The sequence below is a fragment of the Grimontia sp. SpTr1 genome (assembly GCF_947387585.1).
GTDB lineage: Bacteria > Pseudomonadota > Gammaproteobacteria > Enterobacterales > Vibrionaceae > Enterovibrio > Enterovibrio indicus.
Genome location: NZ_CANDOD010000032.1, coordinates 12,516 through 29,374 on the forward strand (window position 1 = coordinate 12,516; position 16,859 = coordinate 29,374).

Consider the following 16,859-nt stretch of genomic DNA (forward strand, 5'->3'; position numbering starts at 1 on the left):
ATCTTTCCTCATTAATTCGTCGCTAGAACGCATCCGTGTCCATGATTGAACGGCTACCTGTGTGGCTTGCTTTGGAGTGTAGCTTGGAAGGGACATAACCCAGCGTACCATCTTCAAAATGGTGTAGAGTCCAATCTTTACCGGGAGGCGTGATCCCCTGTTGCTTCAACAATGCGCTGTCAGTTGCGACGTTGTTGCTCAAATCAGTAACTCTCACCCTGCCATGAACGTGTTTGTCCTTAAATACAGGAAAACCATCCTGATAATCGATTGATTTAACCTGACCACCAGGCGGGTTTGGAAGGTCCACAGGTTTGTTAAACGTCAGTTTCCCTGAGCCAAAATTCGGGCTTTTCGGGTCATTGGCACCGGGTGGATTCCATGTTCCTTTTCGGTTAGATGGCATTTTGTGTTTGCGCTTAAATTGCTCGCATTTTTTGCACTTAAAGGCCCTTTTACGCGCATCAATCATTTGAGCTCTGGCTTTTCTCAGCGCTTGCATCCTAGCTTTCATCACCTGTGTAGCGGACAAGACGCTTTCATAAGACTTGGTCATCGAGGCGACATTGTCGAACTTCTTAAACATCAGCCCGACCAGTCCCTGAACCTTGCTCCCATATTTGGCAAACTTAGCAGGCTTTGCCAGTGCATCCCCCGCATAAGGGATCATAGAAACCAGTGACAAACCGGCTCCAAGCCAGTCCCCTTTTGCCGCCGAAATGACGGCAGAAATCCCATCACTTGCCGGTGTCGGGTCAAAAATCCCTGTGATATCTGTGATGATCTGCGGGTTGTTTTTGGCAATTTCTCCCGCTTCTTCCCAAAGCTTTTTGTCTCTGGCTTCTTCTAACAAACGCGTATATTCGTTACTCATGACGCCCCCTCACCCTCAGGCCACCAATCCTTGTATTTTTCTGCGCCAGCACGTATCCAGACTTCCTCAAAGTCATCAGACAGCAGCGTATCGAACTTTTCTTCTGCGCTGGATGATTGGGATAACACCTGATGTATGGAGGGTTGCAGATGAAACTGGGGGTTGATCGTCCACATCAGGTTAATGAAAAGCCGCATATGGATAAGGTCCAGAACTTTGTAAGTAAAACAGTGCTCTATGCCCTGATTAACCATGGCCCGGACAAACCCTTTTGGATAGAAGTGCACCGTTTCGACTTCTTCATACTCCAGGTATTCAATCAAGTCATCGATCAGTTCGTCGCGATGGGCGAACAACGGATACTGAAGCTGCTCCTCGGTGAAAAACCAAGGTAGAGACGGGTCATGTTCTTCGGTTTTTAATCCCGGAAGTGGGTAAATGCCTGAATCTTCAATGTTGCCAGATACCGACCAGTTCATGGTCGCGTCCGCGTTCAGCGTGTACGTGAAGAAGCCCTCTTCCCCTTCCTCAGCGTAAACACTGTTCATGGCGCTGAAAAACTCACGTCGCTGTCCTTCTGAAAACACAGGTAAATAACGGTTCAGCGTATTGGCGTCGTAAAACCGGAAATAAACCAACTCCCCACTCGGCTCGACGACCTCTTTGACCCTTTGAAGTTTGGTGAAGAGGCTGTCTATCCCCTGATTGCTGACAAAGTACAGTGCCTGCTGTTTGCCAAAGGTTTCTTTGAGTAGCCAGTCAAAAAGCGGCTCTCCTTCAAGAATTTCAGCTATCCAGGGCGATTCTTCCTGAAATTCTTCTAAATCTTCCCCGACAAACAGGCAACGATGACGCGTCGACATGCCCTGAACCGCGGCGATGAGCTGCTCGTTGTGTGAAGGGTCGAGAAGGACATAAAGGCGACATTCTTCACTTTGATTTTTGGCTTTGAGTAAGGATGCACTGAGGGTTTCTGTTACTGTCATTACCCTTTCCCCTTGGTGCATTTTTCTTTAAATGGCTTGTCCTCTTTGTCGCCACCGCCCGCACTCGAAAAATCAATTGCGTTGCCTTTGATTTTGACTTGATTGCCCTTAATCAAAATGCCGGATGCATCCATTTCAATCATGGCACCCTTTGTACTGAGCACGATTTTCTCCGCTTGAACGACGTATTTCTTGGTGTTGGAGTGAATAGATTTACCCGCAACAATGGATTTAATCGTCCCAACTTGCTCTGCGCTAACCAACGCGACCGATTCATTTTTTGCCCCTCCGACGGTCACTTGATACGCACCGCCCACCGTAAGTGTGCTGGCTATCCCGACCGTTTCAGTCAAGAAGCGGTTGACCTTGATGTGTTGATCATTGCCGACACTGATCTTCTGGGTATCACCGATTTTTACCGTTTCGTTATTCTTAACGTCCCTTTGCCTGTCATTACCAACAATGTCACCTTCGTTGTTTTCGATAACACGATTAACATCCTTCTGAGCATGGACATAAATCTCTTCTTTGCCTGACTCATCTTCGAAGCGCAGCTCGTTAAAGCCATCACCTTTGTGGGTTTGCGTCCGCAACACAGTCTGTGTTTTATGTGCTGGCAATGACTGTGGAACAAGGTTGGCAGCGTGATAGGTTCTTCCCGTTACAATCGGCTGGTCCGGGTCTCCTTCTAGAAAACTGACAATCACTTCGTGACCGATCCTCGGTACACTCACAGCGCCATAGCTCGCCCCTGCCCAACCCTGTGCCACACGCACCCAGCAACTGGAGTTTTCGTTCCATTCCCCCACTCGGTCCCAAGGAAACTGGACTTTGACCCGCCCATGTTCATCACAGAAGATTTCTTCATTGGCTGGCCCCACGACAATCGCAATTTGAGGACCATCAACACGGGGTTTGATATTCGGCATCGGACGCCAGGTTCTGGTTGCCGGAATCACCAAAGCCTCGTTGTTGTAGGTCGTTTGGCCTTCGCCCCCCGATTCCTGTGCTGCCTGAGGCTGGGTACCTATATGAATAACCCTGACACCAAGCCATTCCATGTTGACGTCAGACGCTTCTTCAGGCCCTTCAACCGTCATTTTCAGACCCGGTGAGATGGCGGGAATATTGCTTAGCAAAGAAGCGGACAGACTTTCGCGCCTCAGAGATTCAAGCCGGAACTGAGTGAAAGGTTTCCCCGAACCGTCGTCTTTAAACCGTCCGGGATAGTCGTAGTGTTCATAACTCGCCCGCTGAAAGCTGAGATCTGTCCCTGTGTGGCTGTGCACCAACCCATAGTCAGGTTTTTTAAAACTGTAATCTTTGAGAGTTGCACTGGACGCCCCCATTTCGCTGGAGGGTTTGAAGCTACGGATATAGGGATATTCAGCCACGCCGCCAATGTTTGGCTCGTAAGTCAGTGGGGTAGATATAGCAGATAGTACGGAGCTGTCATCCGCAAACACCAGAGAATGCTTACCGCCTGATTGCTCAAAGAAGTAAAACATGCCCTCTTCAGCTGCCAAGCGTTCGACAAAATCTAAATCAGACTCTCGATATTGAACACAATATTCGCGGGTAGCGGGCGTGTGTGTCAGTGAGAATGCGAAATCATCAACGCCCATCTCCTCCAGCAGCGTAGAGATGATTTGAACGGCATCTGCACTTTGGAAGATCCTGCTATTCTGGCGCAAGCTCAACCGCTTCAGCGCAGGAACCAGCTCCAGAAAGTAGTAGGTTTGCGAATGACCGGTGTCCCCGCGGGTAAAACGGCTGACGATGCCATGGAATTGCCGGTACAGCACACCGTCTTTCCATACGCAAAGTAAGCCGTCTTTGTCTACCAGTTGGTCAGGCGAAACGCCTGCTTCACGGCTTACCAGCTCAACTTTTGCCACGAAGGGCGTCGAAAGCCCCTCCTCAACGGAAAAGCCAAGAACACCAAACAATGAAAGATCCAGACTGCTGGTCTGAAAAGTGAACTGTAGCCCTGTCGCGTTCGCCATCGTTAAACCATCCCTAGACGCTTGTGCGGTATCTGTTCGATGGATAACGGGTAAGCATCAACTGAGTAGACGCTTACCCAGTTTTTTTACCCTTCGATTGGCGCTCTCCAGTCGTCGGCACCTGATGTGCCTGCGACGGTATGTTCCCAATCGATTTTTCGGTAAGCCACGGACACGGTCACTAGCTGAGTAAACTCTTTTTTCTCTAAGTCCTGACAGTGCGGCATATTGCAGTCAATATCGATGATGGTGCCGTCTGTCAAAATGGTCGAGAAAAAGTGTTCCTGCTTACCTTCTACTGATGTCCTGTACCACTTGAGTTCAATCTTCGGCAGCATTTCACCCGATGACAACGCGTTATACATGAGGGGAACCGCTTTATTCAGCGCCACGGTGAACTTGAATGGTTTGTGGACACGTTGACCTGACGGCTGACCACTTTGTGGGTCGGTGGGAACGGTCACGATGTGATCAAATGCCTGAACCAGCATTTCATCTTCATGACCTTCAACATAGATGTTACCGACAGAATCGGCGGTAAATGCACCGGCAGTGATATTGCCTTGGGTTTGACCTTCAATCGCGATATAGCATGGAGTTGGCATTACGTATTCCTTCTGCAGCGAGTGTATGTATCGACCAATACACACAGGCAACACATATGCCAATTAGGTTTTTTCAGATAAACAGACACTTGAGAATTTCAACCAAATACCCGGGCAAAAAACCGCTCAAAATTTACGCAACTCTTGCCCGTTGGGTAATTTTTGGCCTGAAAGGTGAAACCAGATTAATCCTTAGAAACTGATCAGTACCGTTGCGAAAAACCGCTATCCGGCGTCACTGAAAGCTCCATAAATTCACAGAATGCGGTGACCGCATCACTACGCTCGCGCTTTCTCGACCAAACCAAACCAACATCCATCGGCGGTACATGATCAGCCAGTGGACGCACTTCCACCCTTCTCCCTTCCAATGACCAGGGCCGGTAAACCATGTCTGACAGAATGGTGATGCCGTAATCATTGGCGACGAGACTGCGCACGGATTCCACGGAAGAGGTGCGGAAAATGGTATTGGGCTGATAGGGCGTTTGGTTCCAATAGCGCAGAGCGGTATTACTTGCCTCATCGACCGTTAGCATAATGTAGGGATATTGAGCGACATCGTGGAAGGTCACCATTTTGTTTTCCAGCAGAGGATGACTGGAGCTGAGCCACAATCGACGCTGGGAACTCAACAGGGTTTGGAAACTGATGTCTTCCTGGTTAATTAGGTTGGACGTCAGCATAAAGGCAACATCAAATTCCCCTGACACCACGCCTTCTTCGATATCCCCCCGGGTGGCTTCCACCAGCTTCAGGTTCACATTGGGATAGCTGCGCTGAAACCGTGTCAGATAGGGCGGTACAAAGTATCCCGCCACGGTGTAGGACATGGCCACAGTAATGGTGCCTTCCACCTGATTGGCGGAGCGGTGCGAAAGCAACATGGCTTCTTCCAGCTCCTTCACGATGTGCGTAGCATGTTGGTAAAACTGGTTCCCTTCATAAGTCAGTAACATGCCATGAGGCTGACGCACAAACAGGTTCACATTAAGCATCTCTTCCAACTGCTTGATGGCGGTGGTAATCGCTGACTGGGAAACGTGCATGGCATTGGCCGCTTGAGAGACCTGCCCGGAGTCCGCCGTCGCGATGAAATAGCGAATCTGTTTCATGGTTGGAAGCATGTTCTGTTTTCCTTAAGTCTTATATCCATTCTTCTGATATCCAGACCTGTCGACAGGTTTGAAAATCGACATTAAAAATCCATTTAACGTTTAAATATCAATAAATTAACTAAGTTTCATTAGGTGATATCACAGCACTTTTTGTTATCTGTTTTTCTAATAACACTAGACAAAACTCTGTAATTTACATACCGGTGATGCAAATTTAACCTGTTATTAACACATCGAGCAATAGTCAAATCCGGCGTTTCTCGCCATGACCATTGCAAACATTGGTTGAAGTAACAGGGAGAAGAAACATGAACGGCAAACCTTCTGCTGTCCCATGGTTAACCTTGGTCGGTGCAATGGCGCTGGCTCAAAGCAGCACTGCAAACAGCGAAAACTGGTACCCGTATACGGTTGATGTCTGGACTACACCGTTCGACATGAGCAGTGCCCGCGACGTGATGCAATATCAGCCCGTTGAAAAGGCCAGCAAGGCGTGGGACATCTGCGTCTCCTTCCCGCACCTCAAAGATGCCTATTGGACCGCAGTGAACTACGGCGTTGTGGATGAAGCAAAACGCACCGGTGTCGAAATGCAGTTGGTGGAGGCAGGCGGTTACACCAACCTCAATACTCAGCTTTCACAGATTGAAGACTGTGTGGCTTCCGGTGCAGACGCCGTGATAGTGGGCGCCATTTCTTACGATGGTCTCAATAATCTGGTGAAGAATATCGCCCAATCCGGTGTGCCGGTTATCGACATCGTCAACGGCATGTCATCGCCAGATATCTCAGCGAAGTCTCTGGTCTCATTTGGCGAGATGGGCGCAAAGATTGGCCAGTATCTGGCGGAGCGCCACCAGAATGATAAAGAGAAAGTGAAAGTTGGCTGGTTTCCGGGACCTCCTGGCGCAGGTTGGGTTGAAGCCGGAAACAAGGGTTTTCAATCTGCCGTAGAAGGCTCAAACATTGACGTAGTAGAAACCAAATACGGCGATACCGGTAAGGAAGTGCAGCTCAAACTGGTGGAAGACACCCTCGAAGCACATCCGGACCTGGATTACATTGTCGGTACGGCAGTGACGGCAGAAGCGGCTACCAGCCTGCTCCGCGCCCGAGGTCTCACTGACCAAATCGGCGTCCTTTCCTACTACTTCACCCCCGGCGTTTATCAGGGGATAAAACGTAACCTTATCGTTGCAGCGCCAACCGATTCAGCGGTTATCCAAGGTCGTGTCGCGATAGATCAAGCTATCCGTATCCTCGAAGGCAAACCCTACACCAAACATGTGGGACCGCAGCTTTATGTCATCGATGACAGCAACATAAACAGCTTTGATCGTAACAGCTCCCTCGCACCAGCGAACTTTAAACCGACGTTTACAGTGAAGCCGCAGTGATGGACGCACCGATTCTCAGCCTACACGGGATACACAAACAGTATCCCGGTGTAAAAGCGCTCGACGGGGTGGACTTCACCCTTGAGCCCGGCGAAGTTCACGTGTTGTTTGGCGAGAATGGCGCGGGGAAATCAACGCTGATTTCCATTATCTCCGGCGCTAACCAGCCAACGGCAGGAGAGATGCGCTTTTTTGAAGACACCGTGCGCTTCAAAAGTGTTTACGACGCGAGGCAAAAAGGCATCAGTGCGGTGTTTCAAGAGTTTTCTCTGGTCGACACCCTAACCATTGCCCAAAACCTGTTTCTGGGCGAAGAGCCATTGACCGGACACTTTCTGGATAACGCCACCCTGCACACCGAAGCGCAGGCACTGCTCGAAAAAATGGGGTTTGACCTTGATGCACACCTGCCCGTCAGCGAGCTTTCCCGTGCTGAAAAGCAAATGGTGGAAATTGCTAAAGCGCTTCGTGGCGAATTGTCAGTACTGATCCTTGATGAGCCGACAGCGTCCCTGACGCATCAGGAAACCGAGCAGTTATTTTCACTGATTGATCAGCTAAAAGCACAAGACGTCGGCATTATCTATATCTCTCACCGCATGGGCGAGATCCGCCAGATTGCGGACCGGATTACCGTGCTGCGGGATGGAAAATACATCGGCACCCGCGAGGTTGATACTGTCGAAGAGCAAGACCTCATCACTATGATGACGGGCAGGGAAATCGACAACGTCTATCCGCACGTGCCCTTTTTACCCACTGAAACCGTGTTGGACGTGCAATCCCTAACCACCGACAACCGACTCGTCGAAGACCTTTCTTTCCACGTCAGAGCCGGGGAGATTGTCGGCTTTGCCGGGTTGGTTGGCTGCGGCAAATCCGAAGCGCTCAGAGCCTGTTTTGGTGCAGAGAAGGTCACTGCCGGTTGCGTGGTGTTTAACGGTGAAAATGTCACAGGGCTTAGCATCCGCGAGATGCTGGACCGCGGCTTTTTCTATAACTCCCGTGACCGCAAAGACGAAGGTTTGGTGCTCAACCGCAGTTGCCGGGAAAACATCAGTTTGCCTTCTCTGGGTTCTCATCCCCTTTCCCATCGCCATGGCGCACTGAATCTCGCCCACGAACGCAAGCAAACCCAAAGCCTTGCAACAAGGCTCAAGCTCTACCCGATGCAAACCGAGCGCGATGTCGGCCAGTTCAGCGGTGGTAACCAACAGAAAGTGCTGTTGGCAAAATGCCTGACCCGCGATGTCTCGCTGTATGTGTTCGACGAACCCACCGTGGGGGTGGATGTCGGGACACGCGCAGAAATCTATCGCTTTATTGCCGGTTTGTGCGAGCAAGGGGCAGCGGTCGTCATCATTTCTTCCGATCTGCCCGAGGTCGTACACCTCTCCCACCGTCTCTACGTGATGCGTGAAGGACAAATCGCCGCTCACCTTCAGGGAGCAGAGATAACGGAAACCAAGGCGCTCAGCCACTTTTTTGAATCAATGGAGTATGAAAATGAACAGTGAGCCAGTGAAGGCCAGTTCCCAAGGCGCCGATCTGGGCGCTTCCAAAGGGCAATTTGCCAACCGGATGACACGGTTATTTGTGAAGGTGGGTGTCCTGCCTATCCTGGTGGTGGTCGCCGTCGCTATCTTTGCATCGGCATCAGAAAACTTCCTGACTGCGCGCAACCTGCTGAACCTGCTTCGCCAGTCTTCGTATCTGGTGATGGTCTCCATCGGACAGATGTTTGTGCTGTTAACCGCAGGGTTTGATCTTTCGGTCGGCACCGTTATCGCCCTCTCGTCCGTGGTCGGGGCCACCACCATGGCAGCAACCTATGCAGCTTTCCCGGAATCTGTGTATCTCGCCATTCTTGTCGGGATGGCTGCCGGTGTTGCCGTTGGCTTGGTCGTCGGATTTATCAATGGCATCGGCGTCGCGCATTTTCAGGTTTCACCCTTTGTGATGACGCTGGGCATCTCCTCCATTGGTTTTGGTATCGCCCTTTATATGACAGGCGGATCGCCGGTGTATGGCATGCCAATGGAGTTCGGCAACACCTTTGGCTTTGGCAACATTTTTGGCTTGCCCACACCGATTCTGGTTGCCTTGCTGATGACGATTTTTGCCATGGTCATCGTCAACCGTACCCGTCTGGGCCGCTATTTCTATGCAGTAGGTGGAAACATCAATGCCGCCCGTCTCTCAGGGATCAACACTCACAAAACGCTGATTCTGGCGTACCTGCTATGCGCGTCCTTCGCAGCCATGGCAGGGATGTTGATCACCGCCCGTCTTGACACCGGCGAGGCCAACATAGGCGCAGCCATGCCCCTCGAGTCCATTGCAGCCTGCGTCATCGCCGGTGTCAGTCTCCGCGGTGGGATCGGGCGAGTGGAACATGTCGTCTTGGGCGCGGTGTTTATCAGTCTGGTGCAAAACGGCATGAACCTGACCCGCGTGGAATCTTACCTGCAAACCGTGGTGATCGGTGCGCTGCTGATTTTTGCCGTCATCGTCGACCAAATTCGTATTCGATTGCGCGCCAAGCTGGGAGCCCACTGATATGCGCCTTACCAACACATTTCAAAAGGAAGGTCTCACTATGATCAACATCAACAGCGACATGGGTGAAGGCTTTGGCATCTACAAACTCAGTGACGATGAAGCGCTGATGCCTTACATCACTGAAGCCAATGTCGCTTGCGGGTTTCACGCCTCAGACCCCAACCACATGAAACGTACCGTAGAGCTTGCCAAGCAATACGGCGTGAAAGTCGGGGCGCATTTTTCGCTACCTGATTTGCAGGGGTTTGGACGCCGTAAAATGCATCTCAGCCAAGGCGAGCTGCACAACATGATTGTGTACCAGATCGGCGCGCTGAAAGGCTTCCTCGATATGCTCGATATGCCGCTGAACCATCTCAAACCGCATGGCGCGCTCTATGGCATGGCAGCCTCTGATCCGGACATCGCTGAAACGATTGCCCGGATCGCACACCACTACCAGGTGCCAGTGTTTGGGCTGTCAGGCACCTGCCATGAAACCATTTACAGCGCACACGGTGCAGGCTTCATCCCCGAGTTTTTTACCGACCTCGACTACGATCAAGATGGGCATCTGGTGATCACCCAAACCCACGACGCCACTGATCCTGTCTACGCCGCCAAGCGCGTTCTGAAGGCGGTGGAACACGGCAAGGTCACGGCCAACAACGGTCAAGAGATCCCGGTTGTCGCCCAAACCATCTGTGTGCATTCAGATACCCCGAATGCGGTGGATATCGCCAAAGCGGTCAATGAGGTGTTACAGCCTCACCTTTCCCGCCAAAGCGATGTCTGCACCGCCGAAAAAGAATAGACGTTCGAAGGAGTGATACATGTCTGACAAAGAAATTATCTGCCCGTTACCTGGCATCTTTTACCGCTCGGCTTCTCCCGATCAGCCCCGATACAAAGATCCGGGAGACGCTATCGAACCGGGTGACGTGATTGGACTGGTGGAAGTGATGAAATCCTTCCATGAAATTAAAGCAGAGACTTCCGGTGTGATTGACGACTTTTTGATTGAAAACGAAAGCCCGGTCAACGCAGGACAACCTATTGTCCGTCTGAAGTAAGCGCTCTGAATGCACACAAGGAGTCAGTATGACAATCGAAAAATTGCTCATCGCCAATCGCGGTGAGATAGCCGTGCGCATTATCCGCGCGGCCAAGGAAATGGGGATCCATACCGTGCAGGTATACAGCGAGGCGGACAAAGAGTCCCTTGCGGTAAAACTGGCTGATGAAGCCATTTGTATCGGTGCCCCGATGGCGAACCAATCTTACCTTTGCGGTGACAAAGTCATTAAGGCGGCAGAGCAGTCCGGCGCGGATGCTATTCATCCCGGTTATGGCTTTCTCTCTGAAAATGCCAGCTTCTCAGATGACGTGCGTAAGGCAGGCATCATCTTTGTCGGCCCTTCCGGCCAAACCATGACAAAGATGGCGGATAAAGCCTGCGCCCGTGAAACCGCGATGGCAGCCGGTGTACCCGTGGTACCCGGAAGTGCCCCCTCTGATAACCCGGAAGCAGCACTGGAGCAGGCCAAACTCATCGGTTTTCCAGTGATGATCAAAGCGTCAGCGGGCGGCGGTGGACGCGGCATTCGTGTGATTGAAGACGAAAGCGAGTTCCTGACCCAGTACCATCAGGCATCTGCTGAAGCACAGTCGGCGTTTGGTGACGGCACGCTTTATCTCGAAAAATTCATTCGCCAATCCCGCCATGTGGAAGTACAAATTCTTGCGGATGGCCTGAATGCGGTGCACCTGTTCGAGCGAGAGTGCTCGCTGCAACGACGCCGCCAGAAAGTATGGGAAGAAGCGCCCTGCGCCGTCTTGCCGGATTTGGTGCGCGAAGCCATGTGTCAGTCTGCGGTCTCTCTGGCAAAAAGCGTCAACTACAAGGGCGCGGGCACCATTGAGTTTCTCTACGATGATGAATCTGAGTCTTTCTACTTCATCGAGATGAATACCCGCATTCAGGTCGAACACCCGATCACCGAAGCCATCACAGGTGTTGACCTGATTCGGGAGATGATTCAGATCGCGTCAGGTCAGCACCTCTCTCTCAAACAAGAGGACATTCAGCGTCGCGGCCATGCCATTGAAATTCGCCTGAATGCGGAAGACCCGTTCAACGGCTTCCTCCCTTTCCCCGGCGTCATAACATCGTTCACCCCACCAATGGGCAGCGGTGTGCGCTTTGACGGGCTCATCTACTCCGGCTTCGCCATTCCCCCTTATTACGACTCATTACTCGGCAAGCTGATTGTCTGGGACGAAGACAGGGAAAGCGCGATTCACCGCATGGCAAGGGCACTGGACGAACTGTCGATTGAAGGGGTGAAAACCACACAACCGCTGTTTCAAAAGCTGTGTGAAGCACCTGATGTGATTAACGGCAATTTCCACACGGCGTGGCTTGAACAATGGCTGGAGACACTCGACGCCCCAAAGCCTGAACAAGGTCAGTCTGACAATAAAAAGGATTGCTCGCTGCCACAAGCAAGCTAAGGAAGGACAATGAAAACACGCTACTCATACGGCGGCGACGAGCATATTTTCGTCGAAGTCAGCGAAGAAATGTCGCTCGCTGCCTTTTTCAAAAGCTTGTCGATCACCCAGGCCATCCGTGAAGCGAACCTGCCCGGCGTTGAGGAAATCTGCCCGGCAAACGCGTCATTTCAGGTGAAGTACAATCCAGACGTTTGCGCACCTGAAACTATGCTCGCCGCGATTCAGGACATCGAAAAAGCGCAAGCGGCAGGAAAGGCAGAAATCGATACCCGAATCGTTGAGGTGCCGGTTTTCTACCAAGATCCCTGGACCCATGAAACCCTGATGCGGTTTCGCGATCGCCATCAGGATCCGGAAGGCACCGATCTCTCTTACGCCGCCAGAATCAACGGCTATGACTCTATTGAAGCCTTTATTGAGGCGCATTCCGGCTCCCCCTGGTTTGTCACCATGGTGGGGTTCGTTTCCGGTCTGCCGTTCATGTTCCAAATGGTTGAACGCGACAAACAAATACAGGTACCGAAATACGTCAGACCCAGAACCGACACTCCCAAGCTGACGGTCGGCTACGGTGGCTGTTTCTCCTGTATTTACTCCGTGCGGGGTGCCGGTGGCTACCAGATGTTTGGTGTCACCCCTGTCCCTATTTACGACCCGGCGCAAAACGCGGCACACCTGAAGGATTTTCTGGTGTTCTTCCAACCGGGCGACATCGTGAAGTTCAAACCTATCTCAGAAACTGAGTATCACGAGATCGTCAAACAGGTCGAAGACGGTACCTACCAACCTCGCACAAAATCGGTTCGATTCTCACTGTCTGAGTTTGAAAAAGACATGGCGGGCTATAACGCAGCAATGCAGGAGGCGCTGTATGAGCATTAATGTTATCCACCCCGGGCTCGCCACCTCTGTGCAGGATTTGGGCCGCAAAGGGTATTTTCATCTTGGCATTCCGGTCTCAGGTGCAATGGACAGATTCGCCTGTCGTTGCGCCAACTGGCTGGTTGGTAACGACGAAAACGCAGCAGTGTTGGAAGCGGTGTTTATGGGGCCCAAACTGACGTTCAATCAGGACGCCACCGTGGCCGTTACAGGAGCAGATATGACCCCCATCCTTGATGGGGAAGAGCAGGTCAATTGGGCAAGCTTTGAGGTGAAAGCCGGTCAGACTCTTTCCTTCTCACATCTGACAGGCGGCGCGCGAATTTATATCGCCATTGCTGGAGGCATTGATGTGCCTGAGGTACTGGGAAGCCGTTCGACCTATACGCTCGGGGCGCTGGGCGGATTTGAAGGCAGATTGCTACAAGCCGGGGACGAACTGCCTGTCGGCAGCGATGAAGCGCCGTTTGAAGAACGCTATTTACCCGACTTTCTTCGCAGACCAAGGTTGAATCAGTTGCGGGTGGTTCCCGGCCTTTACTGGCACCGGATCACCAAAGCGGCTGGCGAGCAGTTTTTCAACGATACCTGGCAGGTAGCACCGGAAGCAGACCGCATTGGCTACCGGTTCAAAAACGGTACGCCATTAGAGTTTGTCGAGCGCGAGCAGCCGTTTGGTGCCGGATCCGACCCTTCCAACATTGTCGACGGCTGCTATCCCTATGGCTCAATTCAGGTGCCAGCAGGGAAAGAACCCATTGTGTTGCACCGAGACGCCGTTTCAGGCGGAGGCTACTTCATGATTGGCACCGTGGTGTCAGTGGACATGGATCTTATCGGTCAGATGCAGCCCAATTCACAGGCCCAGTTTGTGCAAGTCTCGCTGGAAGATGCGCTGAAAGCCCGCAAGGAATATGACGCGCTGTTGAAATATGCCAAACAGCATATCGAGAAGAGCGGGGCCGCACGATGACGTTGATTCGAGATAAGGCATTCATTGGTGGCGATTGGGTCGACAGTGAAAGCGGGAAAACCTACCCCGTTTTCGACCCTGCCTACACCAACATCATCGCCCATGTCCCTGAGATGGGTGAAAGCGACACCCAAGCCGCGATTGATGCAGCCCAAAAGGCATTCGGCAGCTGGCGAACAACCACGGCTAAGCAGCGGTCAGAAAAGCTGATGAATTGGTTTAACCTCATTATGGAAAACCAATCGGATTTGGCAGCGCTCATTACACAGGAATCGGGCAAGCCTTTAGCTGAGTCCATCGGTGAAGTTGGCTACGGCGCTTCATTTATCCAGTGGTTCGCGGAAGAGGGGAAACGCACTTATGGTGATGTTATTCCGACAACCGCGATCGACAGGCGATTGCAAACCATCAAGCAACCTGTCGGTGTCTGCGCGGCTATCACGCCATGGAATTTCCCCATCGCGATGATCACCCGCAAAGTCGCCCCCGCCCTTGCAGCAGGATGCACCATCGTCGTCAAACCGGCAGAAGCGACACCCCTTTCCGCGCTGGCGCTGGCGTCATTGGCGCAGGAAGCCGGTATACCGGATGGTGTCATTAATGTGGTGACTGCTTCCCACGGCGCCGAGGTGGGTAAGGTGCTCTGCAACAGCGCGGATGTTCGCAAGCTTTCCTTCACAGGCTCAACGGCGGTTGGCAAAACGCTGATCAAGCAATGTGCCGATACCGTTAAACGGGTGTCGATGGAGCTCGGCGGCAACGCACCCTTTATCGTCTTTGATGATGCAGATATCGATGCTGCCGTCGAAGGGGCTCTGGCCTCCAAGTTTCGAAATGCGGGGCAAACCTGCGTGTGCGCAAACCGCATCTTGGTGCAGTCCGGCATCTATGACGCCTTTGCAGAAAAGTTTGCCAATGCCGTCAGCAACCTCAAAGTCGGCGCAGGGCTAGAGCCCAGAAACCAGATTGGCCCACTCATCAACCGCTCTGCACTCGATAAAGTCGAATCACACATACGCGATGCACTGGTTTTGGGAGCACGGCGGCTAACCGGCGGAGCCAGCCATTCGCTGGGTGGCCTCTTCTATCAACCTACCGTATTGGCCGATGTTACCCCTGCCATGCGGATTGCTTCTGAAGAGACCTTTGGCCCCGTCGCTCCCCTTTTCCGCTTTGAAGATGAAGCGCAAGCCGTTGCGATGGCCAACGACACGGAATATGGCCTCGCTGCCTATTTCTATTCGCGGGATATCCAGCGCTGTCTGCGTGTCAGCGAAGCGTTGGAATACGGCATGGTCGGCGTGAATGAAGGCGTGATTTCCAATGAAGTCGCCCCCTTTGGCGGTGTGAAAGCCTCCGGTTTAGGCCGGGAAGGATCGCGACAAGGCATCGAAGAGTACCTCGAAACCAAATACGTCTGCTTTGGCGGACTCTTGTAACTCACCAGTATCAGGAACCAACAATGAACAACCAGTCACTGATGGATCGCCGCAATGCGGCGGTTCCCAGAGGCGTGGCTTCGGCTACCCCTCTGTTTGTAAAACGTGCCAAAAATGCAGAATTTTGGGATGTGGAAGACAACCGTTATATCGACTTCGCTGCGGGAATTGCAGTCGTTAATACCGGTCATAATAACCGCGCTGTCACGCAGGCAGTCACAGAGCAGATCGAGAAATTCAGCCACACGGCTTTTCAGGTCGCAGGCTACGAGAATTACATTGAGTTAGCCGAACGTTTAAATGCCATCGCCCCGATTGATGATGCTAAAACCATCTTAATGACCACAGGTGCTGAGGCATTGGAAAATGCGGTAAAAATCGCCCGTCATTACACCAAACGAAGTGGTGTTATCGCCTTTCATGGTGGGTTTCATGGTCGCACGCTTTTAACCATGGGCATGACCGGAAAAATTGCCCCTTACAAAGAAGGCTTCGGTCCGTTCCCGAATGACATCTACCACATTCCCTTCCCGGTTCCTTATCAGGGCATCGACACCGCCTATTCGCTGCAACAACTGGAGAAACTGTTCAAGACGGACATTGCTCCTTCCTCCGTTGCCGCCATTGTGCTGGAACCGGTTCAAGGGGAAGGCGGGTTTTATGCCGCGCCGAATGCGCTGATGGAACACCTTCGCGCCCTTTGCGATGAACACGGCATTGTACTGATTTTCGACGAAGTGCAGACAGGCTTTGGCCGCACAGGGAAAACCCTCGCGAGCGAGCATTTTGATGTGCAGCCCGATTTGATCACAGTGGCAAAAGCGCTGGCAGGTGGCTATCCACTTTCTGGCATTATCGGTAAACGCGACATCATGGACAGCCCAACGCCGGGCGGCCTTGGGGGTACCTATGGTGGTAGCCCAGTGGGATGCGCTGCCGCATTAGCGGTGCTGGATGAATTGGAATCCAAATGCCTTAATGACCGTGCCGAGGCTGTAGGAAGCCGCCTGCACCAGGCTTTTTCCGAGATAAAAGAACTGAATCCTGAGCTGCCTATCGACCATATCCGCCACAAAGGTGCCATGATTGCGTTTGACTTTGTTTGCGATGGACAGCCAGAACCCCGCCATGTGCAGCCTTTTATCAAAGCCTGCCGTAACAAAGGGCTTATCTTGCTGCCTTGTGGCCAGTTCGGCAACGCAATCCGATTGCTGCCTCCACTCACGGTCGAAAACCATATCGTCGAAGAAGCGATAGACATTATGAGGAAGGCGTTGCTCTCTCTGCGCTAACGGAAAACAGAGAAGCCACCCCGCGGGGTGGCTTTTTAGAATGCTAGATGCCATCGATAGCTAACATGTTTTTGCCCCATTCTGGCTTAGAAAATCCAATTTACTCAAATGTAAGTTTGCTAATTCACCCTACAATTCCTAATCCGAAATAGATGATAGCTAAAAGTGACTGTCCTTCTTTCGCTCTTTCGGTCCTTGTTTCCTACCGAGTCAGAGCAGTCAAAATCGC

Annotated in this window: 15 protein-coding genes; 10 read left to right on the forward strand and 5 right to left on the reverse strand. The window is 52.0% G+C overall.

Annotated elements, in window-relative coordinates; genetic code table 11:
• Positions 1 to 22: 22 nt before the first annotated feature.
• From QL223_RS25165 to QL223_RS25185, 5 genes are all read right to left on the reverse strand, one after another.
• Positions 23 to 874: an HNH endonuclease gene (locus QL223_RS25165; RefSeq protein WP_165012636.1), complete on the reverse strand. Its 852-nt coding sequence runs from the start codon at positions 872 to 874 to the stop codon at positions 23 to 25.
• Positions 871 to 1,860 (reverse strand): DUF4123 domain-containing protein, encoded by a 990-nt coding sequence (locus tag QL223_RS25170; protein ID WP_281546312.1) that lies wholly within the window; start codon positions 1,858 to 1,860, stop codon positions 871 to 873. Before QL223_RS25170 ends, QL223_RS25165 begins: the two co-directional genes overlap by 4 nt.
• Positions 1,860 to 3,866, reverse strand: coding sequence for a type VI secretion system tip protein VgrG (tssI, locus tag QL223_RS25175; protein ID WP_002540654.1), 2,007 nt, complete (start codon positions 3,864 to 3,866; stop codon positions 1,860 to 1,862). The genes QL223_RS25170 and tssI overlap by 1 nt, the downstream gene beginning before the upstream one ends.
• Before the next feature lie 86 nt (positions 3,867 to 3,952).
• The gene (locus QL223_RS25180; protein WP_002540653.1) at positions 3,953 to 4,471 is read right to left on the reverse strand and encodes an Hcp family type VI secretion system effector; all 519 of its coding nucleotides are present in this window, start codon (positions 4,469 to 4,471) and stop codon (positions 3,953 to 3,955) included.
• Positions 4,472 to 4,674: 203 nt separating this feature from the next.
• The gene (locus QL223_RS25185; protein ID WP_002540649.1) at positions 4,675 to 5,598 is read right to left on the reverse strand and encodes a LysR substrate-binding domain-containing protein; all 924 of its coding nucleotides are present in this window, start codon (positions 5,596 to 5,598) and stop codon (positions 4,675 to 4,677) included.
• Between the two features lie 299 nt (positions 5,599 to 5,897).
• Here QL223_RS25185 and torT point away from each other — a divergent pair, with 299 nt between their 5' ends.
• Genes torT through gabT form a run of 10 tightly spaced genes read left to right on the forward strand, consistent with a single transcriptional unit; the run spans position 5,898 to position 16,630 of the window.
• Complete coding sequence (gene torT, locus QL223_RS25190) at positions 5,898 to 6,986, forward strand: TMAO reductase system periplasmic protein TorT (protein WP_002540648.1); 1,089 nt, start codon at positions 5,898 to 5,900, stop codon at positions 6,984 to 6,986.
• On the forward strand, positions 6,986 to 8,503 hold the full coding sequence (locus QL223_RS25195; protein ID WP_281546320.1) for a sugar ABC transporter ATP-binding protein: 1,518 nt from the start codon (positions 6,986 to 6,988) through the stop codon (positions 8,501 to 8,503). The genes torT and QL223_RS25195 overlap by 1 nt, the downstream gene beginning before the upstream one ends.
• A complete protein-coding gene (locus tag QL223_RS25200) occupies positions 8,487 to 9,545 on the forward strand; it encodes an ABC transporter permease (protein WP_281546313.1) in 1,059 nt (352 codons plus the stop codon). The genes QL223_RS25195 and QL223_RS25200 overlap by 17 nt, the downstream gene beginning before the upstream one ends.
• A 40-nt stretch (positions 9,546 to 9,585) precedes the next feature.
• Complete coding sequence (pxpA, locus tag QL223_RS25205; protein WP_046304003.1) at positions 9,586 to 10,341, forward strand: 5-oxoprolinase subunit PxpA; 756 nt, start codon at positions 9,586 to 9,588, stop codon at positions 10,339 to 10,341.
• A gap of 19 nt (positions 10,342 to 10,360) precedes the next feature.
• Positions 10,361 to 10,600 (forward strand): acetyl-CoA carboxylase, encoded by a 240-nt coding sequence (locus tag QL223_RS25210; protein WP_046303945.1) that lies wholly within the window; start codon positions 10,361 to 10,363, stop codon positions 10,598 to 10,600.
• Positions 10,601 to 10,628: 28 nt separating this feature from the next.
• Positions 10,629 to 12,041, forward strand: a complete 1,413-nt coding sequence (locus QL223_RS25215) for an acetyl-CoA carboxylase biotin carboxylase subunit (protein WP_281546314.1) — start codon at positions 10,629 to 10,631, stop codon at positions 12,039 to 12,041.
• A gap of 9 nt (positions 12,042 to 12,050) precedes the next feature.
• Complete coding sequence (locus tag QL223_RS25220; RefSeq protein ID WP_281546315.1) at positions 12,051 to 12,926, forward strand: allophanate hydrolase subunit 1; 876 nt, start codon at positions 12,051 to 12,053, stop codon at positions 12,924 to 12,926.
• Positions 12,916 to 13,899 carry a biotin-dependent carboxyltransferase family protein gene (locus QL223_RS25225; RefSeq protein WP_281546316.1) on the forward strand — a complete coding sequence of 328 codons (984 nt, stop codon included), beginning with the start codon at positions 12,916 to 12,918 and terminating at the stop codon, positions 13,897 to 13,899. Before QL223_RS25220 ends, QL223_RS25225 begins: the two co-directional genes overlap by 11 nt.
• Positions 13,896 to 15,338, forward strand: a complete 1,443-nt coding sequence (locus QL223_RS25230; RefSeq protein WP_251881035.1) for an NAD-dependent succinate-semialdehyde dehydrogenase — start codon at positions 13,896 to 13,898, stop codon at positions 15,336 to 15,338. Before QL223_RS25225 ends, QL223_RS25230 begins: the two co-directional genes overlap by 4 nt.
• 23 nt (positions 15,339 to 15,361) lie before the next feature.
• A complete protein-coding gene (gabT, locus tag QL223_RS25235; RefSeq protein ID WP_281546317.1) occupies positions 15,362 to 16,630 on the forward strand; it encodes a 4-aminobutyrate--2-oxoglutarate transaminase in 1,269 nt (422 codons plus the stop codon).
• Positions 16,631 to 16,859 lie beyond the last annotated feature (229 nt).